The sequence below is a fragment of the Bacillus coreaensis genome, assembly GCF_050586445.1.
Lineage (GTDB): Bacteria > Bacillota > Bacilli > Bacillales > Cytobacillaceae > Robertmurraya_A > Robertmurraya_A coreaensis.
On record NZ_JBOCCY010000028.1, the window covers coordinates 1 to 22762 of the forward strand.

Here is a 22762-nt window from a genome sequence, read left to right on the forward strand (position 1 = left end):
TACTAATCGATCGAGGACTTAACCAAAGATGCGTAGGCGGCTTGGTTAGTCCCGACAGGCATAAGACGAAGACTGTAAGAGGTCCTGACCTCTGGAAGGCTTTGACTTATGACCCCGAGGGACTAGCCGCCGGAGCTCGATTACGCAAAGTGATACTTGTGTATTTTTTCTTCTTCATTCATTATCTAGTTTTGAAGGAATGATTTTTCTTCAATCATATAATCTAGTGGCGATAGCGAAAAGGTCACACCCGTTCCCATACCGAACACGGAAGTTAAGCTTTTCAGCGCCGATGGTAGTTGAGGGTTTCCCTCTGTGAGAGTAGGACGTCGCTAGGTTTATCATGGCCCCTTGGTCAAGCGGTTAAGACACCGCCCTTTCACGGCGGTAACACGGGTTCGAATCCCGTAGGGGTCACCAATTTTTTCACGAAGTGAAAAAACATTCCATATCGGAGGATTAGCTCAGCTGGGAGAGCACCTGCCTTACAAGCAGGGGGTCGGCGGTTCGATCCCGTCATCCTCCATCAAGACTTTTTTCACGTAAGTGAAAAATAGTCCTCCTTTTAAGCCGGCGTAGCTCAATTGGTAGAGCAACTGACTTGTAATCAGTAGGTTGGGGGTTCAAGTCCTCTCACCGGCACCACTTTATACCGAGCCATTAGCTCAGTCGGTAGAGCATCTGACTTTTAATCAGAGGGTCGAAGGTTCGAGTCCTTCATGGCTCACCAAAGTTTTTTGCTTTAGCAAAATAACTTTCCATTATGCGGGTGTGGCGGAATTGGCAGACGCACTAGACTTAGGATCTAGCGCCGCAAGGCGTGGGGGTTCGACTCCCTTCACCCGCACCAATGCTTCTTTTTGTAACTTAATAACTTTCCATTTGCGGAAGTAGTTCAGTGGTAGAATACAACCTTGCCAAGGTTGGGGTCGCGGGTTCGAATCCCGTCTTCCGCTCCAGAACTTACTTTTGCCGGGGTGGCGGAACTGGCAGACGCACAGGACTTAAAATCCTGCGGTAGGTGACTACCGTACCGGTTCGATTCCGGTCCTCGGCACCAAGGATTTTTACGAAGTAAAATATCCAAAGCTTTTTGCGCTAGCAAAATAGCTGTCCTTAACACACTAATATAAGTGACATTACAAAAATATGCGCCCGTAGCTCAATTGGATAGAGCGTCTGACTACGGATCAGAAGGTTATGGGTTCGACTCCTTTCGGGCGCGCCATTTCTATTAATATTTGTTTGGGGCCTTAGCTCAGCTGGGAGAGCGCCTGCCTTGCACGCAGGAGGTCAGCGGTTCGATCCCGCTAGGCTCCACTTAGATTTTTTCACGTAACGTAGTGTAGTGAAAATAATCTTCATTAATTCAGGAATATGTGAATTAAAAATTCAATGAATTACTTTGGCGGTGTAGCTCAGCTGGCTAGAGCGTACGGTTCATACCCGTGAGGTCGGGGGTTCGATCCCCTCCGCCGCTACCATAATAGTTTTATTTCTTTGGAGGTATACCCAAGTCTGGCTGAAGGGATCGGTCTTGAAAACCGACAGGCGGGTCAAACCGCGCGGGGGTTCGAATCCCTCTACCTCCTCCATCTTAAAATGATATTATTTTCAATTAAACATTTGAAAAAAACTTTGGTCCCGTGGTGTAGCGGTTAACATGCCTGCCTGTCACGCAGGAGATCGCCGGTTCGATCCCGGTCGGGACCGCCATCTTTACATAATTGAATGGTATTATTGCTCAGTAGCTCAGTCGGTAGAGCACGATGAGTAAGCTTCCAAGAAATAGCATCCAGCGTACCGATTGAAAATCGGGACGAAGGACGAAATGAGATTTTATCTAGGGTAATTATAATAATTATGGCTCAGTAGCTCAGTCGGTAGAGCAAAGGACTGAAAATCCTTGTGTCGGCGGTTCGATTCCGTCCTGAGCCATCTTTTTTTTGAAGGGGTATAGTTTAAAGGTAGAACGAAGGTCTCCAAAACCTTTGGTGTGGGTTCAATTCCTACTACCCCTGTCAAATCACATGGCGGTTGTGGCGAAGTGGTTAACGCATCGGATTGTGGTTCCGACATTCGTGGGTTCGATTCCCATCAGTCGCCCCATTATTTGCAATTTCTTCATTGGGCTATAGCCAAGCGGTAAGGCAACGGACTTTGACTCCGTCATGCGTTGGTTCGAATCCAGCTAGCCCAGTACGAAAAGTGGAGCCGACTGTTTGGTTTGACAAGGGCTGGAGGGGCACCTGCGGAAGTCATAAGACTTCAAAGGGGCACCGAAGCGAACTCGAGGACCAAGGAGGCGCAGTTGGACAATATAAGATGCGGGTGTAGTTTAATGGTAAAACCTCAGCCTTCCAAGCTGATGTCGTGAGTTCGATTCTCATCACCCGCTCCATAAAATACATATAACTTTGTTTCCAACACTAGAGTTGTTTCAATAAATGAAGCAGCCCTAGTGTTTTTTAATTTTTCAAGAAGTTGTTATCATAAAGAAAGGACAGGTGCGTAGCACCTATCCTTTTACCAATCTTGTGTATTTTCAAGTAAATGATCGATTTCAATTGTTGTGATGAATGAAAATCCTTCATCTTCAGTAAGGTCGCGAGTGGATTCTAACAATTCATCGATATCAGCTTTTATTAATCGCATAGTTATATACTCCTCTCGTTTATGTACTTTATTAACCATACCCTATTTCCTGGTCTACTAAACTCTTCGATGCGAAGTTCTTCTTTATGGGGGTAAGAATAAATAAATTATTAATTTCTTTCCCTTATCATGTTATGAATAAAATATGACCAAACTATTACTTAGCTATTAATAAAATAGGAAGAATCTCATTTTTAGTTGAAAAATAGTTATAAATACATTTAAATTAAGTTCGAGAGATGTAGGGGGAGATGAAATAAATGAACGTATTAGTGATAGAAGATAATGAGAGTGTATGCTCCATGATTGATATGTTTTTTTCTAAAGAAGGAATTAAAGGAACATATATCCACGATGGTTTAGAAGGCCTTAACACGTTTAAATCAAGTGAATGGGACTTGGTTATTATTGACTGGATGCTTCCGAGTATGGATGGTGTTATGATATGCCGGAAAATTAGAGAAGAAGGATATACGGTTCCTATCATTATGTTAACAGCAAAGGATACAGAGTCAGACCAAGTGCTAGGACTTGAAATGGGAGCGGATGATTATGTAACAAAACCATTCAGTCCACTAGCTTTAATGGCAAGGATTAAGGCGATTAGTCGACGTATGCAAAATAATGATCAAGTTAAAGTCGATAAAGGGTTGCTACAAACAAAACATTTTAAAATCAGTAAGGATACAAGAGAAGTATTTTTAGATGATCAGCCAGTGTTAAATTTAACACCGAAGGAATTTGAACTTCTTTACTACTTTGCGCAGCATCCAAAGCAGGTCTTTACAAGGGAACAGCTTCTTGAACGAGTATGGGGCTATCAATTTTATGGTGATGAGCGAACAGTAGATGTTCATATTAAACGATTAAGAAAGAAGATAGGAACCGATTCACAGCCATTCTTCCATACTGTTTGGGGTGTAGGCTATAAGTTCGATGAAGTGGTGCAAGGAAATGAAAATTAAGTATTTGTACCAGCAGCTTATAAGTCACATAAGTGTGCTAGTAGTTGCTTTTTTAATATTAAGTTTAGTGTTCTCTCATTACGTAGAGGGGCTGGTGTATAAAAATAAGGTAGATGAACTTGAATCATACGGTGAAAATATTTTGCGTGACATTACAGAGGGGAATCTTTCCTCCGACCGAATTGTAAATGAGTATATGGCCGTATTAGGTGGACGGAATATTAGCTTTTCTATCTTTGATGAGAAAGGATCAGTTATATTTCCTGCCGATAAGCACGGGGGAGATTTAAGGTTAGTGGATGAAGTACTTGAACAAATTTCGAGCGGAGAGACTCTAATTGTTAAAAATAGGACGAAACGCTCGGATCAGGAAGTAACACTTGTTGCTATTCCTTATATAGTAAATGGACAATTAGCAGGAGGAATCTTGCTTACTGCCCCAATTAGCGGTTCAAGAGAAATGATCAGTCAAATTAATCAATATTTATTTTATACAGTTCTTATCGCTTTAGTGGTTGCTGTTTTACTGAGCTTGATTTTATCAAGAATACATGTTCATCGAATTAAACGAATTCAAGCGGCAACATCATCCGTTGCTGCTGGGAATTACACAGTAAAGCTCCCTTCTTCAACTTTTGACGAAATAGGGGAACTCGCCGAGGACTTTAATTCAATGGTGATGCGTTTAAATGCCTCGAAGGAAGAAATCGAAAGCTTGGAAAATCGCCGTCGTAATTTCATGTCAGATGTATCGCATGAACTTCGAACACCGCTTACAACCATCAGCGGGGTAATTGAAGGGTTAAAAAATAATATGATTGCAGAAGAGGAAAAAGAGAAAGGGATTCAACTGGTAAGCAAAGAGACCAAACGCCTAATTCGGCTTGTAAATGAAAATCTAGATTATGATAAAATCCGCTCAAATCAGATCAAGCTTACTAAAGAAGAGATTCCGTTGGATGAGTTATTTGAAATTATTCAAGAGCAATTATCACTTCAAGCAGAGGAAAAAGGGAACTCTATTCACATAGAGGTAGAGGAAGGTACTTCCATTTATGCGGATTATGACCGTCTTGTGCAAATTCTCATTAATATAACCAAAAATAGCATCCAGTTTACTTCAAATGGAAGTATCTATTTGCGAGGGAAGTATGGAATAAGGGAAACCATCATTGAGATTGAAGATACGGGACTTGGAATTGATCCAATGGAAATTGGAAAAATATGGCATCGTTTTTATAAAGCTGAGATCTCACGTACATCAAACCCTTTTGGTGAGTTTGGGTTAGGCTTGTCCATTGTCAAACAGCTTGTACAGCTCCACAATGGAAAAATCGAAGTAACAAGTGAAAAAGGAAAAGGAACAATATTTACGATCCGTTTTCCTTCTGAATGAACCTAGTAAGAAAAAAAGCCGCATGATGAGCGGCTTTTTTTTTGTCTAAGTTAACATAATCTTTCCCTATTATTTCTAACTCTATTAAAGGTTTGTTAATTATTTGTTCATAAATGGGGTCTATGATGTAAATATGAAGCAAGACAAAAAGGAGGAGCTTAGGATGAGTGATTTTAATCAATTTCCATCACAATTAGAAACTTCGCAAGAATATCATACAGAACCTGTTAAGAAGAAAAAGAAAGGAAAGAAGGTGCAAAGCTTTCTATCAATGGTGACAGCTGGGGTCGTGGGTTCGATGCTTACCATCGTGGCTATTCCTAATATAGACACACTTCAAAACCTTTCTGAGAAGATTAGTGGAGTTACTGGAGAGCAAAATACCGCTGTGTCTAGCTCAAATGAAAATAATGAGGCAGCAGCTGTAGTGACAACTGCTACAACTACAACTAAAAATTCTGATGATATTGCAGTTGCAGATATGGTTGAGGCATCCTCAAAAGCTATTGTTGGGATTGTCAACTTACAGGAGCAAACTAGTCACTATTCTACTGACACATCAGCTGTTGAGGCAGGATCAGGGTCAGGTGTCATTTTTAAAGTAACAGGTAATGAGGCTTATATTGTAACAAATAATCATGTGATCGAAGGGGCAAGCGAAATTGAGGTTTCACTTTATAACGGAGAGAAAGCCAGTGCACAACTAATTGGGGCAGATGCTCTAACAGATTTAGCTGTATTAAAAATTGATTCCAAAGACGTTGAAGGGACACTTGAATTCGGAGATTCTTCAACATTACGTGCTGGAGAGGACGTACTTGCTATAGGAAATCCACTAGGTCTTGAATTTTCACGTACGGTAACTCAAGGGATTGTAAGTGCAACGGATCGGACAATTACTGTGACGACTTCTGCCGGAGAATGGGAGTTGAATGTAATCCAGACGGATGCAGCTATTAATCCTGGGAATAGTGGTGGAGCTTTACTCAATTCAAGTGGTCAGGTAATCGGAATTAACTCACTTAAGATCTCAGAGGATGGAGTTGAGGGATTAGGATTCGCAATTCCAAGTAATGACGTTGTACCAATCGTAAACCAACTTATTGAGTCTGGCCAAATTACACGTCCTTATATGGGAGTGAGCTTAGCGGGTCTAGAGGAACTTCCCCAAATGTATCTGCAGGAAGTACCAGAAACAGTAACAGAAGGTGCAATGGTGATGCAAATCGATTCTAGCTCAGCTGCCGCGAAAGCAGGTTTAGCAGTAGGTGATGTAATTGTTAGTATCGATGACGTGAAGGTAACCAATTCAAATGATTTACGTAAGTATTTATACAATGATCTATCTGTGGGTGATGAAATAACGTTAAAGGTATATAGCAAAGGACAAGAAAAAACGGTCACGATGACTTTAACAGATCAGCAAGCGACAAGTTAATCAAATCTTCGGAGGGATTAGAAATGGATGTTAAATATAAGATTTTAAATAAACAGGGCATTCAGGTTTACTTGAAGGGAGGTGAATTCATTTGAACAAGGCGGTAAAGTGGACGATAATCGTAGCGCCGATTGTCGTTCTAGCGATTGTCATTGTTAGCATGTTTAGTATACCAACCATGACCGTTCAAGCTCAGGGGTTTCATGGAATGAAAGGTGGAGGCGTTCATGGTTTTCATGACAGAGGTATGATGGTGAACCACTCCTTCTTCTTATTACCATTCTTACTAGGTGTATTGGCAAAGGCTGGCCTAGTGATAGCTGGTTGGATGCTTTGGGTTAGAGGGAAGAGCAATGGAATGAAACTTACTGGTGGAATCTTACTTGCACTAGGAATACTTGCTCTATTACCTACTATCCTAGCTATTCCACTTCTTATTTTATTAGGTTACTTACTTTATAAGGGTGCAGTAAAGAAAGACACAAATGTTCAAGAATTAATGACGGGAGAAGATTTAGTTGTACCGTCCTATACTAATAGAGATTTCCTTGATGAGTGGGAAAATAAAGTACGTAGGGAGGAAAAGTAAAAATGGGGATTTTCAAACGAATAAAAGATATAGCAACAGCAGATTTTAATGACGCTCTGGATAAATTAGAGGATCCAATTAGTATGCTTAAACAATATTTAAGAGAGCTTGAGGGCGAGATTGGAAAGGCACAAAAGGCTCTGGCTCAGCAGTTGTATATTGAAAAGAAGTTTGAAGCAGTCATTGAATCAACGATTGACAGAGTCCAAAAAAGAGCAAGGCAAGCTGAGTTAGCAGTCGAAAGAGGAGAAGATCAGATTGCTAGACTAGCGATAGAGGACAAGCTTCAACAAGAGAAAAAACTAAGGGTGTATGAAGGACAGTACCACACAATTAAAAATCAAACAAATTTATTGTACGATGAACTCGATAAACTTAAAGAAAAGTATGACGAACTACAGGATCGTAAACTGCTGCTCGTTTCTAGAATGACAGCGGCAAAGGTAACAAACGATATCTCCCAGATCCTTGCTTCCATTAATCCGGACAGTGCCGTAAAGGGGTTCATAAGAGTTGAGGAAGAGATACTTAAACTTGAAGCAAAGTCACAAGCAAATCAATATTTCACAAAAGCGAATTCGGGAAGAATTGAGAGTGTTCTTGGAACATACTCACATGAAGATGTAGAAAAGGAATTAGAGAAACTAAAATCTTCAAGACTAGAAACTGTATAATATGGGAGAAGGAGACGAGCGAATCGTCTCTTTTTCTTTTTCATATCTCTTTCATTGCTTGTTAATAGTTTTGTCACATTTACAGGTTAGTATTAGGAAGAGAAAACAAAGGAGAGGACAATTACAAAATGAAGGAAAAATTACTTAGGAAGAAGTTAGTAATAACAATAGTAACAGCATTAGTCGGACTAGCTATAATCGCTGGAATTCTCTTATCATCAAAAGATAGTGTAGTAGCAATGGTTGGAGATGCGTCCATATCAGAAGATGAACTCCAACAGACTTTGTTAGATCAGTATGGAGCAGATGCACTTGATGTGTTAATTACAAACAAATTAATAGAGCTTGAAGCGGATAAACAAAAGATTACGGTATCAGATGAAGAAGTTGAAGAGGAGCTTGCTACATTGTCTGAATCTTATGGCGGTGAGACGGCTCTTGAAGAGGCTGTTGTAGCAACTGGAATGACAATGGATGATGTTAGAGAAGATATTATTAATTATATTAAAACTGAAAAATTGCTTGAGCCAAGAATTGAAATTACAGATGAAGAGTTACAAACGTATTTTGATGAAAATAAGGATACTTTTGCGACAGCAGAGCAAGTACAAGCAAGCCATATTTTAGTAGCTGATGAAGCAACTGCTAACGAAGTTAAAAGTAAACTCGACGCAGGGGAAGACTTTAGTGAATTAGCTAAAGAATATTCTACAGATACAACAACGGCAGAATCTGGTGGGGACTTAGGATACTTTAGCAGTGGTGATATGGTAGCAGAGTTTGAAGAGGTTGCATTTGCACTTGGTGTGGATGAAATTAGTGCTCCTGTAAAAACCGAGTATGGTTACCATATAATTAAAGTTGTCGATCATCAGGAAGCGAAGGAAGCTAATTTCGAAGATAGTAAGGGAGAAATTTCTGATACCTTAATGAATGATAAGATGTCTACAGAATATACAGTATGGTTAGAAGAGCTTAAAGAAGAGTATGAAATTACTAACTATCTAGAAGCATAAAAAGAACCCTCGATTGATTGTTCAATCGAGGGTTCTTCATATTAGAAACTAACTGACTGTTTAGAAATCATTTCTTCGGATGAGTTTGGGACAGCTGGAAGTGGGGTATCAATTAAAGAATGCTTTGTTACATTCTTTGAAACTTCTACATATTTCATATGATGTTCTTCCATCTCAATAATTTTGAAGGTGTAGTTTTCTAGTGTAATTTCGTCGCCTTCTCTTGCCTCATAATTCTCGGTTAAGATCCAACCACCAATCGTGTCCACATCTTCATCATCAATACTTAATCCTAATAGATCATTTACTTCACTAACAAGCATTTTTGCATCAATAATGTAGTGATCTTCCTGAAGCTTTCGTATCATTGGAATTTCGTCCATATCAAACTCATCACGAATTTCACCAACTATTTCTTCTATGATGTCCTCCACTGTAACTAGACCAGAAGTTCCGCCATATTCATCCATAAGAATGGCCATATGAATTCGTTCCTTTTGCATTTTAACTAATAAGTCATGGATAGGTACCGTATCTATAACGCGGATAATAGGTCTTGTATATATTTCAAGTGTCTTCGTTAAGAGTGTTCGGTTTTGTATGAGCTCGGTCATGATTTCTTTTATATTTACCATTCCTATAATATGGTCCTTGTCACCGTCTATGATAGGGTAACGAGTAAACTTTTCTTCGTTAACAACTTGAAGAAATTCCTCTAACGTATTGTCCTTTGATAAGGTAACGATTTCGCGTCTAGGAACCATAATTTCCTTGGCAATTCGGTTATCGAATTCAAATATTTTGTTTACATATTTAAACTCTGATTGGTTAATTTCACCACTTTTATAGCTCTCAGAAAGTATTAATCGCAGTTCCTCTTCAGAATGTGCTAGGTCATTTATGGAAGCCGGTTTTAGCCCAAATATTTTTGTTAATATTTTCGTTGTTCCATTTAGTACAAAAATGAAAGGGAACATTAGTCGGTAAAACCAGATGAGTGGACGCGCAGTGAAGAGCGTCATTTTCTCTGCTTTTTGCAGTGCCATCGTTTTTGGAGCTATTTTTCCAAATAACACATGAAGGAATGTAATAGCTAAGAAACCTATTCCGAAAGAAAAGATGGATACTATTGTCTCTGTTCCATTCATTTGTTGGAAAATAGGTCGCAATACGATTTCAATGGGTTCAATTGCTAACCACCCTAGCCCTAAAGTTGTCATAGTAATACCAAGTTGGCAAGCAGACAAGTAATTGTCTAGGTTAGCATTAACCCTTTTTGCAGAAATAGCACCTTTTTTGCCTTCCTCAATGAGCTGGTCGAGCCGTGCGACCCGTACCTTCACAATAGCATATTCCGATACCACAAAAAATGCCGTCAAAGCAATTAAAATGGCTATTAAAACCAAGTTTAATATGTCCAATAAGTTTCCTTATCTCGCTTAATAAACGAGTAAGGAGTCACCTCCCAGTTAATTCGAAAATTTTACTAACCTATGAAACTCGGGTAAAAACTTCATCAGCCATTCGCTCTCCACTGTTAACTCTTCAGAGAGGACTTTCGTTTGCTGACCATCTAGATTTTCAATTAATGGGATAAGTACAGAAATATCGTGCTGTAGCTGCTTCATTTGTTGACCAATGGAGTGAATATGCTTTTCCATTTCTCCCTGTTTCACGTCTTTTTGCTTTTTCATTTCTAGTTTTCTCTTAATCTCTTCTAAAGGGATATGCATATCTTTACATTCCTCAATGAAGTGTAGTGCTTCTAAGGCTTCATCATTGTAAATTCTGTAATTTCCCTTTGAACGATCCGCATGCAGTAACCCTAGATTTGTGTAATAATCAATCGTTCTTCTTGAAATTTTTGCGATTGAAGCTAGCTCCCCAATTCGGTAAAATGCCCCATTGTACCACCTCTGCTTTTGAATTGTTCAATATAAATAATTCTAATTATACGAAAGGAAAAACTGTACAGTCAAACGTTACGGTTAGATAAAAAATAGTATTATCCATATTTTATGATGAATTTATTGTAATATGAAGGCTATTGGAGGAATTGTTAGAAAAATGAAAAAAAGCCTCTTTACTCAGAGGCTTCTGTAATAGAAGGAATAGGCATCGTCATTCTAAAAATGGTTTTTTCCGTACTTGATTCACATATAAGACGCCCTTTATGTTTTTCAATGATTTCTCTACATACGAAAAGTCCAAGTCCAGTTCCAAGTGTTTTAGTAGTGACAAATGGCTCAAAAATGGATTTTAACATCTGGTCTGGAATCATTGGTCCATTATTTGAAATTTCGATAACGACATGCTTATTGTGTGAAAGAGCACAAATGATCTCTATTATTGGGTCTTCGCGGTATTGTGTTAACACATCAATTGCATTAAATATAATGTTGATTAGCACCTGTCTAATTTCATCCACATATCCGAATAAATGAACATGGTCAAAAGTTTCTCTAATCACTTTTACTTTTGAGTCGAGTATGCTTGGATACAAGAATATGAGAACTTCATCAATAAGTTCATTTAATGAAAAGGAACTTTTTTCTTTACCAATTAGTTCTTTCTTCGAGAGAAGTAAGAATTGAGAAATTCGGAAGTTTAGCTGCTCTAATTCACTTGAAATAATATCTAAGTATTTAATTGATGGATCTTCGGCTTTTAATAATTGAATAAAACCTTGAACCGAAGTTAAGGGGTTTCTAAATTCATGAATAAAACTTGAGGTCATTTGTCCAAGTAGTGTTAACCTATCCTTGTGAGTAGAATCGATAAATTGCGTCTTTTCTTCGATAATTTTATTTTTTTCCTCTGTAAAGTAAGAAACGGAGTAGAGTAGAAACTTATCAAAGAATGAATCTATGCTCTTTATGGATTCCTTGATTTCTTCTTTTGTAAAATCAGATTCAAGTAAATGGTGATAGATAATTGAACGGCCGATGTTGACATTATAAACAAATGTCCCAATGTTAATAAAATCGTTTACTCTTTGTTCTGCAATTTTTAACGAAAAATCTTCAATGAATTTTTCAAAGTCAAGACCTTCTATATCAAGACCATCTAAAATCATTTGAAATAATGAAAAGTCATTTGTATTGATTTCAAATTTATATGGATCTTCTGTTGAGATTATTATTTCTTTTTCCCATAAAGAGACTAATAAATTCTTTGATTTTGAGAGATAATCAATTAATTTCTCCCTAGTTGCTTGTAGCATGGATTGTCACTCACCCTCATATTCTTTCTCTCTCTTTATTAGTTAATAAGGATATATTCGAGGATTTTAGGTGGAATCCTCTTTCTAAAAATGAGAAAGATAGAAATCATACGTAAGTCTTATTAATTGTAAAAAAAAACCATATAAATCTAGTCATTATTGGATAGCAGTTTTTTATTGGAATATTTTCCATTGTTGTTTTATAATAAAAAGAGGATGTGTAAAATTACACCAATTCTTTTTAAAGGACTGAATGGATTTGACTAGAGACGAGATAATATCGAAGGTATCGGAGAAAATGAGGTTAATCCGGACGGAAGCAAGATACACACAGGATAAAATGGGTGAAGTCATCGGTCTTTCGAAAAAGACGCTCGTACAAATTGAAAAAGGTAGGATGGATGCAAACTGGCAAACCGTTGTTACCATTTGTGCTCTATTTCGTGAAACAGAAACCATTCAATATTTATTTGGGAGTGACCCATTAGAAGTGCTTGAGACTGTGGCGAGAGATGGGATTGATTACCGAAAAGAAAAAACATTGGGTGGAAAGCTATGGTGGCGAGAAATTGACAGAAAAAAGGGGATTATTCTACAGCAGAATGTCTTAAGTCAACACTATCGTATCCTTGATGATGAGTACTTCCGAATTTTTAGCAGCTTCGAAGAACGTGCGTCCAGAGAGCGTTTTGAAGAGCTTGTGAATGAAATAAAGGAGTAAGAACAAAAAGCTACTGGGTGTCCAATAAGGGATACTTAGTAGCTTTTTTTCATGAGATATTTGTCATAAAGTTAGCTGTCACTTTCATCATTTGAGTTGTAGCGGGTGTTGAAAAGAAATGGATTTGGAGACATGATTGAGAGAATGGTCATTTTTAAAAATAGATTTGATCTTATTTAGAAATAAATGATTCCTTTGTCCATCAACAACTACTAGCAACTTACTCCCCTTTTTTATAGTTAAAAAGAATGTAACTAGCTTTGTTATGTGTAATCCTGAAACTGAATGTTGATTATGATAAAAAGTAACCATGCCATTGAATTTCTTTGCTAATGTGTATAGTTCCATTATCTCTTTCATCATTATTCGGTGAGTATAACAGATCGTTATAGACGATGTTTCATTCATGGACAGCACTCCTTTACCCGAGTTGTTTTTATCAATTATTACCCCTTCTTCTTCTAAATGAAACGTGTTTGTCAGAAAATATACTGAGAATTCAATCTCTTCCGTCTAGAGACGGAGGAAATTCCCATCAAAGGTCTGTTTTGAGAAAAAGCAATGCAAAGTAAACTGAAGGTATTAAAGGGAGTTAGGGGTAGAATAAATGAAAAAATTTATGGTTGTTTTTCAAAACAAAAATTTCACCAAGCTTTTTTTTGCGAACTTCACCTCACAAATGGGTAGTACGATTGGACTTACTGCTTTTATGTTTTACTTATTGGATCGTTTTTCCGACCAGCCTATGTACGCATCTATAACAGAGTTAATGTATTCGCTCCCCACTCTAGCTGTATTTTTCCTTGTCGGCGTATTTGCAGATCGAATGGACAGACAAAAGATTGCTTTTAGCTGTGACTGGATAAGTGCTGTACTTTCTATAGTATTTTTAGGCTCCTTGATAATTGGTTCGATGCCTCTTATCTTCTTTGTCCTCTTTTTAAGAAGTGCCGTTCAAAAATTCTTTTTTCCTGCCGAACATGCGATGGTTCAAGGAATTCTTAAGCAGGATGATTACACAACTGCTGCGGGTTTAAATCAATTGGTCATGAGTTTATTTATGTTATTTGGTAATGGGTTAGGGGTATTAGCTTATTGGACGGTAGGGATTTACGGGGCAATCCTTATCGATACTATTACGTTTATGATAAGTGCTTTTCTTATTCGGTCTAGCCAGATTCCAGAGAGTGTAAGAATGCCAAATGGAATGCATCGATTAAAAGATTTAAATATTTCTACTGTATTTGTTGATTTCAAGGATTCAATGAAATATATAATACAGCATGGGCTACTAAGAACACTATTAATTGGATTTATTGTGTTTGGTGTTGTAAACGGTGGTTTTAGTGTCATGCCTGTTTTTATCTTAGAATATAAGCTTGCACCGGAGAACTACGAACAATTTTCAATTATTATCGGAATTATGTTTGGAATAGGAGCTTTACTTGGAAGTGTGATTGCGTCGGTTTTTAGTGAAAAACTAAAACTTCATCAGCTTATTATTATGGGGCTTATTATTACGGGGAGTTTTGTCATCCTTTCTTCACTAGTTACGTCCCTTGTCTTATTCTTTGTTCTAGTGTTTCTTGCCGCTGTAGGTTTACCATTTGTAAATATTGGAATCGGAGGGTGGATGCCAAGTATTGTGGACCCTAAAATGATGGGGAGAGTTCAAGGATGGATTTCACCATTAATGATGCTTTCTCAATCGCTTACTTTGGGATTTATCGCTTATAGTTTTCCAGCGCTATTAAAGGTGGAGATGCTTTATTGGATGGTCGGAGGATGTTTGATGTTAGTGGGAGCATTTTATGCAATTGCTCTTCCAAAGTACAGTCGGAATCTTCAGACGCAATCCAAGCCATTGCCTGTGTCGTAGTCTTGGAGAAAGCTTACTAATATTGAGAAAATTCAATTGACTTTAGTGAGTTTTGATGATAATGTAACAAATATGGAAAATACTGAAAGGATAGGAGGTTACGATCATGAGAGTAAGAGATTTACACATTCACTTAACTGAATATGAGAGCGTAACCATTTATTATTCTTGTCCTTGAATGAGCACAGTTAACTATTTTATCAATGGCACAGGTTACGTATGAGTAGCTTGTGCTTTTTTGTCGCCTTTTGACATATCGCATAGGATGCGGTATGTCTTTTTTGTCTTGTAAAAGAGGTAGCACTGGGAATATCCCATTACTATAAAAAAATTTAGGAGGAAGTAACCATGCAAACATTTCGTGTAGAAAGATTATTGGTATCACCCGTGGAGCTTGAGAGTGGCTAGTTATACATGACGGATAGAAAAGAGAGGAGACAACAAGATGTTCTCTATTTTACGAAAATTAAGTTGGTTCTTTAAAGAAAATTGGAAACGCTATACTGTTGCGATCACACTTCTTGTTTTTATTGGATTTGTTGATGTTATTCCACCAAAACTTGTTGGAATGGTTATTGACGATATTCATATGGGAGTAATAAGTAAGGAAAAAATTATGCAGTACTTATTAGCTTTTTTTGTTCTGACAGTTGTATCCTATGGAGTCACATATATTTGGATGTACCAGCTGTTTGGTGGGGCTTTTTTGATTGAAAGAAAACTGCGCTCACAATTTATGAGGCATCTTTTTAAAATGACGCCAACGTTCTTTGAAAAAAATCGAACAGGAGATTTAATGGCACGTGCAACAAATGATCTAAAGGCGATTTCTACAACAGCTGGTTTTGGTATTTTAACACTGGTTGACTCCACAGCCTTTATGCTGACAATCGTTGCGATGATGACGATCTTTATTAGTTGGGAACTTACTCTTGCTGCTGTCCTACCGTTGCCAATCATGGCTGTTCTCATCAATTATTACGGAAATACCATTCATAAAAAGTTTATGTCAGCACAGGATGCATTTGGTGAACTTAATGATCGTGTTCTCGAGTCGGTTTCAGGAGTAAGAGTGATTCGCGCCTATGTTCAAGAACGTGAAGATCAAGAACGATTTCACGATATGACAGAGGATGTTTATAAAAAGAATGTGGCGGTTGCAAGAATAGATTCTTTGTTTAATCCAACGATTAAGGTTTTGGTTGGACTAAGTTATGTTATTGGATTAGGTTTTGGTTCATACTTAGTGTTCCATAATCGACTCACGTTAGGGCAACTTGTTTCGTTTAATGTATATTTAGGTATGCTTGTTTGGCCAATGTTTGCGATTGGAGAGCTTATCAATATTATGCAAAGAGGAAATGCTTCACTAGACCGAGTGCAAGAAACCTTATCCTACGAGCCTGATGTATCGGATCCATTGAATCCAAAATCAGATAATAATCCTGAGGAGATTACGTTCAAGGAATTTTCCTTTCGATACCCATCCTCTAACGTAGATAATCTAAGTAAAATCAACGTAGATTTGAAGCGAGGGGAGACATTAGGAATTGTTGGTAAAACAGGGAGTGGGAAAACAACCTTTATTAAACAACTATTAAGAGAATATCCGTTAGGGGTAGGAGCGTTAACGATTTCTAATGTAGAGTTAAATGAACATACGTTAGAAACAACTAGAGGATGGATTGGGTACGTTCCACAAGATCACGTCCTGTTTTCAAAGACGATAAAAGAAAATATTCTTTTTGGACGACTGGACGCTACTGATGCTGATTTGGTTAAAGCTATCGAGTTAGCGGATTTCCAGAAAGATATTGAGATGCTTCCCGAAGGTCTAGAAACACTTGTTGGGGAAAAAGGTGTTGCTTTATCTGGGGGACAAAAACAAAGAATTTCGATAGCGAGAGCATTAATTAAAAATCCTGAAATTCTAATTTTAGACGATTCTCTTTCAGCAGTTGATGCAAAAACAGAAAAGAAAATCATTGAAAATATAAGAAGTGAACGAAGTGGAAAGACAACGATTATAACGACCCATCGAATGTCTGCAGTCCAGCACGCGGACCGTATTCTCGTTCTAGATGAAGGGATCATTGTTGAGGAAGGAACCCATGAAGAACTTATGGAACAAAACGGCTGGTATCGAGAGCAATATGATAGACAGCAGGTTCAAACCTCATCTGAAGTGGAGGTGAGTGTATGACGACTGGTAAACGCCTCGTACAATACGCTTTGCATTATAAAAAAATCATTATCGCAGCACTTATGATGCTTTCTGTTGCGGTTACTGCTGACCTTGCGGGACCATTCATAGCCAAGCGAATGATTGATCAGCACATATTAGGGATTGAGTCGACTTGGTATCAAACGAATGGAACGAAGGATTCAGTCGAATACGAAGGAAATTATTATAAGCGTGAGAAATATATTGATGACGATGAGGTGAAGGTAGAAGAAGCGACAATTCTACAAGTCAATCGTTCCTTTGTCTTTGTTGAGGAGGCTACTCCGTTTGACGGAGAAAGAAGCTTTAATAATGGCGTCCTAACTATTACAAAGGGAGACGAGATCGAAACCTTTGAAGGAACAAAGCTTACTACTAAGGAATTAGTAGCATTTTATCAGCCGGAAACCTCAAGAATTATTGGTTTATTATCACTGTACTTCGGACTGATCGTTATTGCAGCTATTTTTGAATATGGACAGCGTTTTTATTTGCAGATGTCTGCAAACCGGGTCATCCAAAAAATGCGTGAGGATGTATTTGGACAGATTCAAAAGCTTCCGATTCGATACTTTGATAATTTGCCAGCCGGTAAGGTTGTTGCGAGAATAACAAATGACACCGAAGCCATTCGAGAGTTGTATGTTACTGTACTATCAACCTTTTTTACCAGTGCAATTTACATTACGGGAATTTATATTGCTTTATTCATTCTCAATGTAAAACTAGCTGTAATTTGTTTATTGCTATTGCCAATTCTCTTTGTATGGACACTTGTATATCGAAAATACGCATCAAAATATAATCATAAAATCCGTTCGAGAAATAGTGATATTAACGCAATTGTTAATGAATCCATTCAAGGGATGAATGTGATTCAAGCATTTAATCGAGAAAAGCAAACTCAGAAAGAATTTGAAAAACTAAATGAAGACCACTTTAAATTTCAAAACAAACTTTTAAGTCTTAACTCATTAACTTCACATAATTTAGTAAACGTACTAAGGAATGTGATATTTGTTGCTTTTATTTGGTATTTTGGCGGAGAAGCACTAAAGCCAAGTGCAGTAGTTTCGCTAGGTATGCTTTATGCGTTTGTTGATTATATTAATCGCCTTTTTAACCCGATTCAAGGAATTGTGAATCAGCTAGCCAATCTAGAACAAGCGCTCGTTGCAGCAGACCGTGTGTTTAAATTATTAACCGAAGAGGGAATCGATGTTAATGATCATCGGATGGAACGCTATAAGGGGAATGTAACTTTTGATCATGTTTCTTTTGGATATAAAGAGAATGAATTTGTTTTAAAGGATATTCATTTTACTGCCGAGCACGGGGAAACAGTGGCGCTTGTCGGACATACCGGTTCAGGGAAAAGCTCAATTATCAATCTGCTTTTTAGGTTTTACGATTGCCAAAAAGGAAGTATTTTAGTTGATGGAACCGATATAAAAAGTATTCCTCACCAAACACTACGACAGCATATGGGAATCGTGTTACAGGATCCTTTTCTATTCACTGGTACGATCGCTTCAAACGTTAGTCTTAATAATCCAGCTATTACTCGTGAAAAGGTGGAACAGGCACTTCGTGATGTAGGAGCAGATAGAGTATTTAAACATCTGGAAAAAGGTTTTGATGAACCAGTAATTGAAAAGGGAAGCACGTTATCAAGTGGTCAGAGACAGCTTATATCCTTTGCAAGGGCATTGGCATTCGATCCGGCCATTCTTATTTTGGATGAAGCAACATCTAGTATTGATACAGAGACTGAAATGATTATTCAAGAGGCGATGGATGTATTGAAAAAGGGAAGAACCACATTCATTATAGCTCACAGATTATCCACGATTCGACATGCTAATCAAATACTCGTATTAGATAAAGGGTGTATCGTTGAAAAAGGAACACATGATGAATTAATGGAACAAAAAGGTAAGTATTATCAAATGTATCAGCTTCAACAAGGTAGCCATTTAGCAGGTTAATGTTCAAAGAAATTTCGAAATTTAGACATACAATTTTCTAAATTTATGTCTGGTCGGTCCCCAAATTCGTGTTAATGTTAAAGCAAACAAAGGCACGAAAGGGGATTTGCACATGGAAGAACTTTCAGTGACATTAGTTATTGCAAGTATTATGGTTTTAGGTTACTTTATTGGATTTACAATCATAAAAGAATCATAAAAACAGCCTTTTATTACGAAAGGCTGTTTTTTCTTTGGGCATAATATGAAAGCCCTCTTCCAGAATGGAAGAGGGCTAAGCCATACCTTATTCAATTGTTGTACTATCTTAAGTTAAATTAGCGTTGGAAAGATCCGCTCATAGATTGTTGAGCCATAGATACTAAACGCTTAGTGATTTCTCCACCTACAGATCCGTTAGCACGTGAAGTAGTTTCGCCACCAAGGTTTACACCAAATTCGCTAGCGATTTCGTACTTCATTTGCTCTAATGCTTGCTCTGCTCCTGGTACTAATAATTGGTTTGAAGAATTGTTGTTTGCCATGTTGAACACTCTCCTTCAGTTTTTTTGGTGGACTATTTTGGAATGAACCAAATTGATTTTTAGTAAATCAAGCTTTCAGCATAGTCCGTTATAAAAAGTTTTTGTTGTTGGCGACTTGTTGTCGCTGTGTTTACTCAATATTATGGTTGATTTTTTTGATCCTATTCGAAATAAACTACAGGTAATGTTTTCCTGTCCGAAATTTCTTTTTGCCTTACATGAACAGGTGATATGCTTCTCAAACTAATAAAAAAATAAAGTAGGGAAGAGAAATGGGAATATGTCCAGTTTGTAACGGGCTTGAAGATAAATACATTACTTGCAGTAAATGCGGAAGTGAATTAGAGGAAGCAGGAAGGTTAATGGATTTTTTTGATGACTATAGTGCCTATATGCCAATTGACTTAATGAAGCTTGAAGATGGATATCCCGAGGATTTTGCTAAGGGACTCTGTCCACATCTATACAAGTGTCCGTCTTGTTATAATGATGTGGTGCAATTTATACAAGAATAGAAAAAAGGATGCAGCGCGCTCGTGCTGCATCCTAGATGATTAACGTATTCTTGACTCTGTAGTTACATCGAAGAAGTGAGCTTTGTTCAAATCAAATGCTAAATCGATTGACTGACCAGGTTTAATATCTGAACGAGAGTCTACTCTTGCAACAAAATCCTGACCCTCAATGCTTGAATAAAGCATGGTTTCAGCACCAGTTAATTCTGATACATCAATTTTCACATGAATTTTTGTACCTTGAGAGGCTTCGATGAAAACAGGCTCATCATGGATATCTTCCGGACGGATACCAAGAATAATTTCATTCCCAACATACCCTTGTTCACGTAATACTTTCATTTTTCCTTCTGGGATAGCGATAGAAGTTTTGCCTGCTACAAATTTACCTTCTTCGATTTTTCCTCTTAGGAAGTTCATTGCTGGTGATCCAATAAATCCACCAACGAATACATTTTCAGGTTTTTCGTATACTTCTTTTGGTGCTCCAACTTGCTGAATAACTCCGTCCTTCATAACAACAAGACGAGTAGCCATTGTCATTGCTTCTGTTTGGTCATGCGTTACGTAAATAGTTGTTGTTTGTAAGCGTTGATGAAGCTTTGCAATTTCAGCACGCATTTGAACACGAAGTTTAGCATCAAGGTTCGATAATGGCTCATCCATTAAGAATACTTTTGCATCACGGACAATTGCACGACCTAATGCCACACGCTGACGTTGACCACCAGAAAGTGCTTTTGGCTTACGATCAAGGTAAGGTTCTAGACCAAGGATTTTTGCAGCTTCTTGAACACGACGATCAATTTCATCCTTAGGAAACTTACGAAGCTTTAATCCGAAAGCCATATTGTCATATACACTCATATGTGGGTAAAGAGCATAGTTTTGGAATACCATGGCGATATCACGATCTTTTGGTGCAACATCATTTACACGTTTACCATCAATAGAAAAATCACCTTTAGAAATTTCTTCAAGACCAGCAATCATACGTAAAGTTGTTGATTTTCCGCAACCAGATGGTCCAACGAATACGATAAACTCTTTATCTTGAATATGAAGGTTAAAATCTTCAACAGCAGTTACTTTATTGTCGTAAATTTTGAAAATATGATCTAAAACTAACTCAGCCATAATTAATTCCTCCCAATAATCTGTAATCGTTTTCTTATGTATAGATTACATGATTGGGAGGTTCTTGTACTATGTGAATAGTGCACAAAAATAAGGAGAAGGAAATTGGGCAATGTGCTATCTTTGTTTTTGTAATTGGAGTAAACAAGCGATATAAAGGGTAATGGCACTAGGATAATCTTTTAGATTGACGCCAGCTTTTTCTGTAAACTTGTCTACCCGGTATTGTAAGGTGTTTCGGTGAATGTATAGTTTTTTTGCTGTGACACTCGCGTTTAAATTATTTTCTAAATATACTTGAATGGTTGCGAGCGTTTCTGGATCGTCCATTAAAGGCTGAAGAAGTTGTAATTCTATAGCTTTTAAAAGCTCCACTGGGAGACTGTGCGAAAGCAAATTTGGGAAAATGTTCTCAAATGTAAAAACTCTTTCCTTCCGCTTCCATTCTAAAGATTGTTTGAAAAATAGACGGTCTTGATGGAATAATTCCTTTAATTCCTTAGTGGCAGAGTGAAACTTTCCAATGAAGAAACTGACACGTAAGTAAAGATCATTTTCAAATGTCTCAGAGATTTCTAAGAAATTTTCTGCCATCAAAAAGCTGTGCGATTCGTGTTCAATAAGTACAGCATGATTTGGGGTTTCCCAAAAAATAATAATTTCTTCAGATAAAAAGCCTTTTAAGGCAAGTTCTAAATCTTTTTGCTCCCAGTCCTCACCTGAACAATGAAGGTGAATGATTCGAACCCGACGCTCTTGTTTTTGTAAAGGAACCCCTCCATCTGAAAATAAAAAATTGTACCATCCCTGAGATTGAAACTCTATGATTGGTGGTTCAAAAGAATGGAAAAGGGCATCTAGTAGCTGTTTTTCTTTTGGATCTAACATGTTTTTTCTAATTCCAACCCAACCGTCTTCGTTTTCTTCATAATACCAGTCATACTCTTTTGTTTCTTCAAGTGTAGGCTTTTGATTTGAATATTTACTGTCTTTGAATAAGTGTTGAATTTTTTTTAGCATCTGATTGCTCCCAAATCTTTGTATATCTTCATTATAACAGGTAACGTCTGGTACCAATAATTTGGCTTATAATTTCTATTTAAGAAAAGAATACGATATAATCTATTCAATAGGGGATACCGTATCGATAGTTGAGAGGTGAATATATTGGAATACTCACAAGAAATGAAAAACCGATTAAAACGTCTCGAGGGGCAGGTTCGTGGTGTAATACGTATGATGGAAGAGGAAAAACATTGCAAAGATGTAGTAACTCAGCTATCAGCTGTACGCTCGGCTGTTGACCGTGCAATGGGATATATTGTTGCAAAAAATTTAGAGGCATGTATTCGTGAAGCAAACGATGAAGGGAAAAACGCTGAGGATGCGATCCAAGAGGCTGTAAATATGATAGTAAAAAGTCGATAGTAAAGTAAAAGACAAGCTAGTTGAGGAATACAAGGTTCCATTTTTAGGTGTATAAAGTATATATTGACACATAAAATAGCGTGAGGATTTAACTCATGCTATTTTGCTTTTGATTCGGACTCTCAAGAGCAAAAAACCTTGGTGTACTGTCCGAATCACCTTAAGATTCGGACTCTCAAGAGCAAAAACCTTGGTGTACTGTCCGAATCACCTTAAGATTCGGACTCTCAAGAACAAAAACCTTGGTGTACTGTCCGAATCACCAAAGGATTCGGACTCTCAAGAGCAAAACCTTGGTGTCCTGTCCGAATCACCAAAGGATTCGGACTCTCAAGAGCAAAAACCTTGGTGTCCTGTCCGAATCACCAAAGGATTCGGACTCTCAAGAGC

At 37.7% G+C, this 22762-nt stretch carries 21 protein-coding genes, 17 tRNA genes and 1 rRNA gene; 31 read left to right on the forward strand and 8 right to left on the reverse strand.

The features are described 5' to 3' along the window. Positions 1-222: 222 nt before the first annotated feature. The 18 genes from rrf (at position 223) to ACQ5H4_RS22905 (ending at position 2401) form a co-directional block, all read left to right on the forward strand. A 5S ribosomal RNA gene (gene rrf, locus ACQ5H4_RS22820) occupies positions 223-338 on the forward strand. Between the two features lie 7 nt (positions 339-345). Next, positions 346-420: transfer RNA gene (locus ACQ5H4_RS22825), tRNA-Glu, on the forward strand. 33 nt (positions 421-453) lie between these two features. Beyond that, positions 454-526: transfer RNA gene (locus tag ACQ5H4_RS22830), tRNA-Val, on the forward strand. 43 nt (positions 527-569) lie between these two features. Next, a tRNA-Thr gene (locus ACQ5H4_RS22835) sits at positions 570-645 on the forward strand. Positions 646-654: 9 nt separating this feature from the next. Continuing rightward, positions 655-730: transfer RNA gene (locus ACQ5H4_RS22840), tRNA-Lys, on the forward strand. Between the two features lie 35 nt (positions 731-765). Beyond that, a tRNA-Leu gene (locus ACQ5H4_RS22845) sits at positions 766-850 on the forward strand. 34 nt (positions 851-884) lie between these two features. Then, positions 885-959 (forward strand) — tRNA-Gly (locus ACQ5H4_RS22850). Between the two features lie 12 nt (positions 960-971). Continuing rightward, a tRNA-Leu gene (locus ACQ5H4_RS22855) sits at positions 972-1060 on the forward strand. Between the two features lie 91 nt (positions 1061-1151). Further along, positions 1152-1228, forward strand: a tRNA-Arg gene (locus ACQ5H4_RS22860). A gap of 19 nt (positions 1229-1247) precedes the next feature. Continuing rightward, a tRNA-Ala gene (locus tag ACQ5H4_RS22865) sits at positions 1248-1320 on the forward strand. A gap of 87 nt (positions 1321-1407) precedes the next feature. Beyond that, positions 1408-1484, forward strand: a tRNA-Met gene (locus tag ACQ5H4_RS22870). An 18-nt stretch (positions 1485-1502) separates the two neighbouring features. Next, a tRNA-Ser gene (locus ACQ5H4_RS22875) sits at positions 1503-1595 on the forward strand. A 45-nt stretch (positions 1596-1640) separates the two neighbouring features. Continuing rightward, positions 1641-1716, forward strand: a tRNA-Asp gene (locus tag ACQ5H4_RS22880). Positions 1717-1865: 149 nt separating this feature from the next. Beyond that, positions 1866-1938 (forward strand) — tRNA-Phe (locus tag ACQ5H4_RS22885). A gap of 12 nt (positions 1939-1950) precedes the next feature. After that, positions 1951-2021: transfer RNA gene (locus ACQ5H4_RS22890), tRNA-Trp, on the forward strand. Between the two features lie 12 nt (positions 2022-2033). After that, positions 2034-2109: transfer RNA gene (locus ACQ5H4_RS22895), tRNA-His, on the forward strand. Positions 2110-2128: 19 nt separating this feature from the next. Next, positions 2129-2200 (forward strand) — tRNA-Gln (locus ACQ5H4_RS22900). A 127-nt stretch (positions 2201-2327) separates the two neighbouring features. After that, positions 2328-2401: transfer RNA gene (locus ACQ5H4_RS22905), tRNA-Gly, on the forward strand. 125 nt (positions 2402-2526) lie between these two features. On the opposite strand, the gene ACQ5H4_RS22910 is transcribed toward ACQ5H4_RS22905, so the two are convergent. Then, positions 2527-2655, reverse strand: a complete 129-nt coding sequence (locus ACQ5H4_RS22910; RefSeq protein WP_276131190.1) for a hypothetical protein — start codon at positions 2653-2655, stop codon at positions 2527-2529. A gap of 260 nt (positions 2656-2915) precedes the next feature. On the opposite strand from ACQ5H4_RS22910, the gene ACQ5H4_RS22915 reads away from it, so the two are divergent. The 6 genes from ACQ5H4_RS22915 to ACQ5H4_RS22940 all read left to right on the forward strand — a co-directional run bounded on the left by ACQ5H4_RS22915 (position 2916) and on the right by ACQ5H4_RS22940 (position 8733). Then, on the forward strand, positions 2916-3620 hold the full coding sequence (locus tag ACQ5H4_RS22915) for a winged helix-turn-helix domain-containing protein (protein ID WP_430777158.1): 705 nt from the start codon (positions 2916-2918) through the stop codon (positions 3618-3620). Further along, positions 3610-5016 carry a sensor histidine kinase gene (locus ACQ5H4_RS22920; protein ID WP_430777159.1) on the forward strand — a complete coding sequence of 469 codons (1407 nt, stop codon included), beginning with the start codon at positions 3610-3612 and terminating at the stop codon, positions 5014-5016. The genes ACQ5H4_RS22915 and ACQ5H4_RS22920 overlap by 11 nt, the downstream gene beginning before the upstream one ends. Positions 5017-5179: 163 nt before the next feature. Next, on the forward strand, positions 5180-6454 hold the full coding sequence (locus ACQ5H4_RS22925) for a S1C family serine protease (protein WP_430777160.1): 1275 nt from the start codon (positions 5180-5182) through the stop codon (positions 6452-6454). Between the two features lie 91 nt (positions 6455-6545). After that, positions 6546-7043 (forward strand): hypothetical protein, encoded by a 498-nt coding sequence (locus tag ACQ5H4_RS22930; protein ID WP_430777161.1) that lies wholly within the window; start codon positions 6546-6548, stop codon positions 7041-7043. Between the two features lie 2 nt (positions 7044-7045). Continuing rightward, entirely contained in the window at positions 7046-7717 is a 672-nt protein-coding gene (locus ACQ5H4_RS22935; protein WP_430777162.1) for a PspA/IM30 family protein, read from the forward strand. Between the two features lie 128 nt (positions 7718-7845). Next, positions 7846-8733 (forward strand): peptidylprolyl isomerase, encoded by an 888-nt coding sequence (locus ACQ5H4_RS22940; protein WP_430777163.1) that lies wholly within the window; start codon positions 7846-7848, stop codon positions 8731-8733. Between the two features lie 41 nt (positions 8734-8774). On the opposite strand, the gene ACQ5H4_RS22945 is transcribed toward ACQ5H4_RS22940, so the two are convergent. The 3 genes from ACQ5H4_RS22945 to ACQ5H4_RS22955 all read right to left on the reverse strand — a co-directional run bounded on the left by ACQ5H4_RS22945 (position 8775) and on the right by ACQ5H4_RS22955 (position 11956). Then, positions 8775-10154: a hemolysin family protein gene (locus ACQ5H4_RS22945; RefSeq protein WP_430777164.1), complete on the reverse strand. Its 1380-nt coding sequence runs from the start codon at positions 10152-10154 to the stop codon at positions 8775-8777. Between the two features lie 48 nt (positions 10155-10202). Then, entirely contained in the window at positions 10203-10661 is a 459-nt protein-coding gene (locus ACQ5H4_RS22950; RefSeq protein WP_430777175.1) for a MerR family transcriptional regulator, read from the reverse strand. A 155-nt stretch (positions 10662-10816) separates the two neighbouring features. Then, positions 10817-11956 carry a histidine kinase N-terminal domain-containing protein gene (locus tag ACQ5H4_RS22955; protein WP_430777165.1) on the reverse strand — a complete coding sequence of 380 codons (1140 nt, stop codon included), beginning with the start codon at positions 11954-11956 and terminating at the stop codon, positions 10817-10819. 259 nt (positions 11957-12215) lie between these two features. Here ACQ5H4_RS22955 and ACQ5H4_RS22960 point away from each other — a divergent pair, with 259 nt between their 5' ends. Beyond that, a complete protein-coding gene (locus ACQ5H4_RS22960; RefSeq protein WP_430777166.1) occupies positions 12216-12677 on the forward strand; it encodes a helix-turn-helix transcriptional regulator in 462 nt (153 codons plus the stop codon). Between the two features lie 87 nt (positions 12678-12764). Here the strand turns inward: ACQ5H4_RS22960 and ACQ5H4_RS22965 are convergent, their stop codons facing one another. Further along, positions 12765-13085, reverse strand: coding sequence for a hypothetical protein (locus tag ACQ5H4_RS22965; RefSeq protein WP_430777167.1), 321 nt, complete (start codon positions 13083-13085; stop codon positions 12765-12767). A gap of 199 nt (positions 13086-13284) precedes the next feature. Here ACQ5H4_RS22965 and ACQ5H4_RS22970 point away from each other — a divergent pair, with 199 nt between their 5' ends. The 3 genes from ACQ5H4_RS22970 (at position 13285) to ACQ5H4_RS22980 (ending at position 18768) form a co-directional block, all read left to right on the forward strand. Then, positions 13285-14556, forward strand: coding sequence for an MFS transporter (locus tag ACQ5H4_RS22970; protein ID WP_430777168.1), 1272 nt, complete (start codon positions 13285-13287; stop codon positions 14554-14556). A 445-nt stretch (positions 14557-15001) separates the two neighbouring features. Next, positions 15002-16759, forward strand: coding sequence for an ABC transporter ATP-binding protein (locus ACQ5H4_RS22975; RefSeq protein ID WP_430777169.1), 1758 nt, complete (start codon positions 15002-15004; stop codon positions 16757-16759). Continuing rightward, on the forward strand, positions 16756-18768 hold the full coding sequence (locus tag ACQ5H4_RS22980) for an ABC transporter ATP-binding protein (protein ID WP_430777170.1): 2013 nt from the start codon (positions 16756-16758) through the stop codon (positions 18766-18768). Before ACQ5H4_RS22975 ends, ACQ5H4_RS22980 begins: the two co-directional genes overlap by 4 nt. A 317-nt stretch (positions 18769-19085) precedes the next feature. Here the strand turns inward: ACQ5H4_RS22980 and ACQ5H4_RS22985 are convergent, their stop codons facing one another. Beyond that, positions 19086-19292 carry an alpha/beta-type small acid-soluble spore protein gene (locus ACQ5H4_RS22985; protein ID WP_066058898.1) on the reverse strand — a complete coding sequence of 69 codons (207 nt, stop codon included), beginning with the start codon at positions 19290-19292 and terminating at the stop codon, positions 19086-19088. Between the two features lie 272 nt (positions 19293-19564). Between ACQ5H4_RS22985 and ACQ5H4_RS22990 the strand changes: the two genes are divergently transcribed. After that, positions 19565-19807: a hypothetical protein gene (locus tag ACQ5H4_RS22990; protein ID WP_430777171.1), complete on the forward strand. Its 243-nt coding sequence runs from the start codon at positions 19565-19567 to the stop codon at positions 19805-19807. A 39-nt stretch (positions 19808-19846) separates the two neighbouring features. Here ACQ5H4_RS22990 and ACQ5H4_RS22995 read toward each other — a convergent pair whose 3' ends face one another. Beyond that, positions 19847-20944: an ABC transporter ATP-binding protein gene (locus tag ACQ5H4_RS22995; RefSeq protein ID WP_430777172.1), complete on the reverse strand. Its 1098-nt coding sequence runs from the start codon at positions 20942-20944 to the stop codon at positions 19847-19849. A gap of 117 nt (positions 20945-21061) precedes the next feature. Next, a complete protein-coding gene (locus ACQ5H4_RS23000; RefSeq protein ID WP_430777173.1) occupies positions 21062-21964 on the reverse strand; it encodes a PucR family transcriptional regulator in 903 nt (300 codons plus the stop codon). Between the two features lie 147 nt (positions 21965-22111). Here ACQ5H4_RS23000 and ACQ5H4_RS23005 point away from each other — a divergent pair, with 147 nt between their 5' ends. Together ACQ5H4_RS23005 and ACQ5H4_RS23010 are read left to right on the forward strand one after the other, a co-directional pair. After that, positions 22112-22372: a metal-sensitive transcriptional regulator gene (locus ACQ5H4_RS23005; protein ID WP_119707106.1), complete on the forward strand. Its 261-nt coding sequence runs from the start codon at positions 22112-22114 to the stop codon at positions 22370-22372. Positions 22373-22562: 190 nt separating this feature from the next. Beyond that, a partial coding sequence (locus tag ACQ5H4_RS23010; RefSeq protein ID WP_430777174.1) for a hypothetical protein occupies positions 22563-22762 on the forward strand: 200 nt, incomplete at its 3' end.

Excerpts from the sequence above, each read along its gene's own strand:
- ACQ5H4_RS22935 (WP_430777162.1), top strand. The coding sequence starts at position 7,046 with ATGGGGATTTTCAAACGAATAAAAGATATAGCAACAGCAGATTTTAAT.
- ACQ5H4_RS22965 (WP_430777167.1), bottom strand. The coding sequence starts at position 13,085 with ATGAATGAAACATCGTCTATAACGATCTGTTATACTCACCGAATAATG.
- ACQ5H4_RS22980 (WP_430777170.1), top strand. The coding sequence starts at position 16,756 with ATGACGACTGGTAAACGCCTCGTACAATACGCTTTGCATTATAAAAAA.
- ACQ5H4_RS22970 (WP_430777168.1), top strand. The coding sequence starts at position 13,285 with ATGAAAAAATTTATGGTTGTTTTTCAAAACAAAAATTTCACCAAGCTT.
- ACQ5H4_RS22995 (WP_430777172.1), bottom strand. The coding sequence starts at position 20,944 with ATGGCTGAGTTAGTTTTAGATCATATTTTCAAAATTTACGACAATAAA.
- ACQ5H4_RS22910 (WP_276131190.1), bottom strand. The coding sequence starts at position 2,655 with ATGCGATTAATAAAAGCTGATATCGATGAATTGTTAGAATCCACTCGC.
- ACQ5H4_RS22975 (WP_430777169.1), top strand. The coding sequence starts at position 15,002 with ATGTTCTCTATTTTACGAAAATTAAGTTGGTTCTTTAAAGAAAATTGG.
- ACQ5H4_RS22940 (WP_430777163.1), top strand. The coding sequence starts at position 7,846 with ATGAAGGAAAAATTACTTAGGAAGAAGTTAGTAATAACAATAGTAACA.
- ACQ5H4_RS22955 (WP_430777165.1), bottom strand. The coding sequence starts at position 11,956 with ATGCTACAAGCAACTAGGGAGAAATTAATTGATTATCTCTCAAAATCA.
- ACQ5H4_RS22985 (WP_066058898.1), bottom strand. The coding sequence starts at position 19,292 with ATGGCAAACAACAATTCTTCAAACCAATTATTAGTACCAGGAGCAGAG.
- ACQ5H4_RS22925 (WP_430777160.1), top strand. The coding sequence starts at position 5,180 with ATGAGTGATTTTAATCAATTTCCATCACAATTAGAAACTTCGCAAGAA.
- ACQ5H4_RS22920 (WP_430777159.1), top strand. The coding sequence starts at position 3,610 with ATGAAAATTAAGTATTTGTACCAGCAGCTTATAAGTCACATAAGTGTG.
- ACQ5H4_RS22915 (WP_430777158.1), top strand. The coding sequence starts at position 2,916 with ATGAACGTATTAGTGATAGAAGATAATGAGAGTGTATGCTCCATGATT.
- ACQ5H4_RS22990 (WP_430777171.1), top strand. The coding sequence starts at position 19,565 with ATGGGAATATGTCCAGTTTGTAACGGGCTTGAAGATAAATACATTACT.
- ACQ5H4_RS23000 (WP_430777173.1), bottom strand. The coding sequence starts at position 21,964 with ATGCTAAAAAAAATTCAACACTTATTCAAAGACAGTAAATATTCAAAT.